Origin of the sequence: Saccharothrix sp. ST-888 (assembly GCF_000955975.1) — a bacterium.
Lineage (GTDB): Bacteria > Actinomycetota > Actinomycetes > Streptomycetales > Streptomycetaceae > Kitasatospora.
Genome location: NZ_JYJF01000415.1, coordinates 1 through 398, shown reverse-complemented (window position 1 = coordinate 398; position 398 = coordinate 1). Strand labels below are relative to the sequence as shown.

The 398-nt window shown below is 74.9% G+C and carries 1 pseudogene; it reads right to left on the bottom strand.

The features are described from left to right. Positions 1-398, bottom strand: a pseudogene (locus UK12_RS33340) (PepSY domain-containing protein); the annotation flags it as partial.

The window sequence follows — 398 nt, the reverse complement described above, 5'->3', positions numbered from 1 at the left end:
GTGGGTGGAGAGCACCTCGCCGCTGGCGGCGTCGGTGACCAGCTGCTGGCGGCTCGGGGTGCCGTCGGCGCGCATGCCCTCGACGGTCGTCCGGTAGGCCAGGCGCGGGGTGCCGGAGGCGGCCCAGACGATCAGCTTGGCCTGGCTGCTCTTGCCGACGGAGGTCAGCGCGGCGTCCTCGGAGTCCGCGGCGCCGATGGTGGCCTGCACCGTGCCGGTCGCCTTGGCGGCGGCCTGGTCGGCGGAGAGCTTCGGAGTGAGGCTGGGCAGCGCGAGCTTGCCCTCGACGGCACGGTCCACGGACTGGATCCTGCCCTTGGCGTCCTGGTGCACGACCAGGTCGCCGCCGAGCACCGGCAGGCCGCCGAGGGTGCGCTCGTAGCGCAGGTGGCGGGTGC